The sequence below is a fragment of the Flavobacterium sp. genome (assembly GCF_040382755.1).
GTDB lineage: Bacteria > Bacteroidota > Bacteroidia > Flavobacteriales > Flavobacteriaceae > Flavobacterium.
Window position 1 is genome coordinate 1 of record NZ_JBEIET010000152.1, and the last position, 4058, is coordinate 4058.

Sequence of the window (4058 nt, forward strand, 5' to 3'; positions counted from 1 at the left end):
AAAATTTTAAGATTATCAGGTCAGTTGTACGAAGAAAAAGGAAAAAACATTAGTAATGTATATACGTACAGAATCATCAATAAAACGAATGATAATTTAAAAAATATTACTTTTAAGTTGATTCATCCCAAACAAGGAACATTAAAATTAGTTGGGAATGAAACGTTGCACGTTGAGAAAGCTAATGCTGCAACAGGAACTTTATTTGTTGAAGTTCCATTGGTGTTATTGGAAACCGATAATACAAAAATTAATATTGAAGTACATCAAGGAAATAAAGTTATAGAAACTATTACTACTAATTTCTTAGGTCCAAGAACATTTAATTAAAAATATAAATAAAATAAAACAATTATGAAATTTAACTGGGGAACAGGTGTAGTTATAGGCTTTGGAAGCTTTATGACGTTTATATTGTTTTTTGTGTTTTTGGTGCAATCAAATTCAAAATATGATAATGAATTAGTTGCTAACGATTATTACAAGCAGGAGAGCAAAGTGCAAAGCGACATTGAAAGTCAAAATCTTTCAAACGCCTTAAAAACAAAATTGAAAGTAGTAAAAACTTCAGAAGGCATACAAGTATATTTTCCTGAAGATATAGATTATAAAAAAATAAAAGGAACTATTTCCCTATACAGACCGTCAAATCAAAAGTTGGATTTTGAAATGAAAATTTCTTTATCAAGTCCAATAATGCTCATACCTAATCATAAACTGATTGGCGGTCTTTGGGAAATATCTATAAATTGGAAAGTAGCTGAGGTTGCTTATTTAAATAAGGAAACGGTTTATTTTTAATTTACGATTTGAATTATAGAAAAAATGCTTTATTCTGCGCTAATATTTGGGTTTATAAGTAGTTTGCACTGTGTTGGTATGTGTGGGCCAATTGCTATGATGCTCCCAATAGATCAAAATAATTCATTTAAAAAATGGAGCCAAATTGCTACTTATCAACTGGGTAGAGTAGTGGCTTATGCTTCTTTAGGTTTGCTATTTGGTGTTTTAGGTTCTGGTTTTTTCTTTGCAGGATTCCAACAGCAATTATCTATTTTAGTGGGAGTTTTAATGATTTTAATTGCCATTATTCCTGAAAAAAAATTAGCCCAGTATAATTTTTCAAAACCCATATACAAACTAATTTCTAGTGTTAAAACGCAATTAGGATTCCAATTTAAAAACAAAAGTTATAAATCGATATTTTTAATTGGACTTTTTAATGGGTATTTACCTTGCGGAATGGTATATGTTGCTCTGTTTGGCGCTATGGCTATGAATCACGTTTTTTTAGGAAGTTTGTATATGATTTTATTTGGATTAGGCACCATTCCTTTGATGACTGTAGTAGTTAATTTATTTAAAAGTACTTCTTTTACTTTTTATACTAAATTTCAAAAAGCCATACCGATAGTAATTATTTTTATTGGGATATTATTTATTGTAAGAGGTTTTGGATTAAATATCCCATACGTTTCTCCAAGTTCAATGAATTTACATATTCAGTCAGAAGTAAATTGCCATTAATTTTATACCGTCATTGAAAATAATTCTGTTTGTGGCGCCGCTCTTTTTAATCTTAAATCGAAAGCCATACAAATATTTCTCACAAATGCTTTTCCTAAATCAGTAACAATTAGTTTTTTGTTTTCTATATATAGTAATCCATCTAACTGCATTTCGTGAAGTGAATCTAAAACGTCATAAATTTCTGTAAAATAAGTAGAATCATCTTCCCAATTGGTTTCAAAATGGCACATTAAGTTTAAAATATGCTGACGAATTACTACATCTTCGGAAGTTAAATGATGCCCTCTAAATACAGGTAAATTATTGCCATTAATTTTTTGATAATACGTTTCTAATGATTTTTCATTTTGAGCAAAACTATTCCAACTATCACTAATTGATGACACACCCAATCCAATCATTAACTCCGTTTTCGAAGCGGTGTATCCCATAAAATTTCGATGTAGTGTTTTGCTTTTAAATGCTAAATACATTTCGTCTTTAGGCAGAGTAAAATGATCCATACCGATTTCAACGTAACCCATTTCAAGTAACATTTTCTTACCTAACTCATATAATTGTCTTTTTGTATCATTTTGCGGAATGTCTTCATCTTGAAATCCACGTTGCCCGTTTCCTTTTAGCCAAGGCACGTGTGCGTAACTATAAAATGAAATCCTATCAGGCAAAAGCGATTTTGTTTTTAATATTGTGTCTTCAATATCCTGAAGTGTTTGAAAAGGTAATCCGTAAATTAAATCGTGACCAATTGAGGTATAACCTATTTCTTTTGCTAATAAAGTTACTTTTGATACATTATGAAAAGATTGCACTCTATGAATTGCAACTTGAACTTTTGGGCTATAATCTTGTACGCCAAAACTCACTCTTCGGAAACCTAAATTATATAATGTTTGCAAATGTTCTTTTGTAGTATTGTTGGGATGTCCTTCAAAACTAAAAATGTAGTTTTCGGCTTTATTTGCTGTTTCAAATATGCCTTCAAGTAATAAAGTTAAATTTTCTGTAGAAAAAAAAGTTGGCGTTCCGCCTCCCAAATGAATTTCTTTAATATTCGGTTTTCTTGAAAATAAATTACAATACAAACGCCATTCTTTTATTACGGCTTGTATATAAGGCAATTCTACTTCGTGACGTTTCGTAATTCGTTTGTTACAACCGCAAAAAGTGCATAAACTTTCACAAAAAGGCAAATGAATATATAAACTTATCCCTTCCTTTTGATTAGAAATTTTAAACGTTTCTGTTAGATTTTGTGTCCATTTTTTTTCTGAAAACGCTTCTTCTTCCCAAAATGGAACTGTTGGATAACTGGTATATCTTGGACCAGGCACATTATATTTTTGTATCAATGACGACATAACTTTATGAATTTATCACAAAATTATGGGTATTCACGCTAAATATTTATGATAAATATCATACGAAGAACGTAATGTTAATTTGAAATAAAAATAGATTTAGAAATCCAATTACGTGTAAGAACAAATTAATTCTTTAATTAACGTTCTAATTTGAGGTTCGGCATTTTTGGCTGCTTTTAGTACTTCTTCGTGTGATACACTTTCCATATTTTCTTCATTTCCCATATCGGTAATAACTGAAATCCCAAACGTTTCCATATCCATATGTCGTGCAACGATTACTTCAGGAACAGTGCTCATTCCTACGCAATCGCCACCAATGTTTTTTATCATTTTATATTCGGAAAGGGTTTCATACGTTGGACCTTGTAGTGCAACGTATACACCTTCTTCTACTTGAATCTTTTTTTCATTAGCAATCTCTTTTACTTTTGCAATCATGTGATGGCTGTATGGTTCACTCATATTTACAAATCTTGGTCCTAACCTGTCATCGTTTATTCCTCGTAAAGGATGTTCAGGCATCATATTAATATGATTTGTAATTAAAACAATTGATCCCACTTTATATTTTGAATTGACCCCTCCAGAAGCATTAGAAACAATTAATTTAGAAACACCCAAATATTTCATTACCCGAATTGGAAATGTAACTTCTTTCATCGTATGTCCTTCATAATAATGAAAACGGCCTTGCATCGCGATTACTTTCTTAGTTCCAATGGTTCCAAAAAGTAAAGCACCTTTATGGCCAACAACAGTAGATGTGGGAAAATTTGGTATTTCAGAATAAGGAATGGTAAATTCAATAGAAATATCATCTGCAAAATCTCCTAAGCCAGATCCTAAAACTACTCCGTATTCTGGTGTGAAATTTGTTTTTGCTTTAATGAATTCGCATGTTTCGTATATTTGATTTAACATAATTTTGAAGTATTTATTTACTCAAATATACGAAATAATGATGTTTTTTTTAATTGAATGAAGATTTATTTTTGATTTATTTAAGGTTCTTTTTGTAGTAATCATTCTACATATATATGTGAAATATATTATTTAAATTTGACCAATGTTTTTTGCCCCAAATTGCATATTACAAAATATCCCCAATTTTGTAATGAAAATTTAAAAACATTTTTACTTAATTTTGTAAAGAGACTTCAA

5 protein-coding genes are annotated in these 4058 nt (G+C 30.0%); 3 read left to right on the forward strand and 2 right to left on the reverse strand.

Annotation, left to right across the window (positions count from 1 at the left end; genetic code table 11):
- The 3 genes from ABWO04_RS10255 to ABWO04_RS10265 form a co-directional block, all read left to right on the forward strand.
- A partial coding sequence (locus tag ABWO04_RS10255) for a FixG Ig-like domain-containing protein (RefSeq protein WP_353079614.1) occupies positions 1-330 on the forward strand: 330 nt, incomplete at its 5' end.
- Between the two features lie 24 nt (positions 331-354).
- Positions 355-801, forward strand: a complete 447-nt coding sequence (locus tag ABWO04_RS10260; protein WP_353079615.1) for a FixH family protein — start codon at positions 355-357, stop codon at positions 799-801.
- A gap of 24 nt (positions 802-825) precedes the next feature.
- Positions 826-1527 carry a sulfite exporter TauE/SafE family protein gene (locus ABWO04_RS10265; protein WP_353079616.1) on the forward strand — a complete coding sequence of 234 codons (702 nt, stop codon included), beginning with the start codon at positions 826-828 and terminating at the stop codon, positions 1525-1527.
- 2 nt (positions 1528-1529) lie between these two features.
- Here ABWO04_RS10265 and hemN read toward each other — a convergent pair whose 3' ends face one another.
- Both hemN and ABWO04_RS10275 read right to left on the reverse strand, forming a co-directional pair.
- Positions 1530-2891: an oxygen-independent coproporphyrinogen III oxidase gene (gene hemN, locus ABWO04_RS10270; protein ID WP_353079617.1), complete on the reverse strand. Its 1362-nt coding sequence runs from the start codon at positions 2889-2891 to the stop codon at positions 1530-1532.
- Between the two features lie 111 nt (positions 2892-3002).
- Positions 3003-3818 (reverse strand): purine-nucleoside phosphorylase, encoded by an 816-nt coding sequence (locus tag ABWO04_RS10275; protein ID WP_353079618.1) that lies wholly within the window; start codon positions 3816-3818, stop codon positions 3003-3005.
- Positions 3819-4058 lie beyond the last annotated feature (240 nt).

Excerpts from the sequence above, each read along its gene's own strand:
- hemN (WP_353079617.1), bottom strand. The coding sequence starts at position 2,891 with ATGTCGTCATTGATACAAAAATATAATGTGCCTGGTCCAAGATATACC.
- ABWO04_RS10265 (WP_353079616.1), top strand. The coding sequence starts at position 826 with ATGCTTTATTCTGCGCTAATATTTGGGTTTATAAGTAGTTTGCACTGT.
- ABWO04_RS10275 (WP_353079618.1), bottom strand. The coding sequence starts at position 3,818 with ATGTTAAATCAAATATACGAAACATGCGAATTCATTAAAGCAAAAACA.
- ABWO04_RS10260 (WP_353079615.1), top strand. The coding sequence starts at position 355 with ATGAAATTTAACTGGGGAACAGGTGTAGTTATAGGCTTTGGAAGCTTT.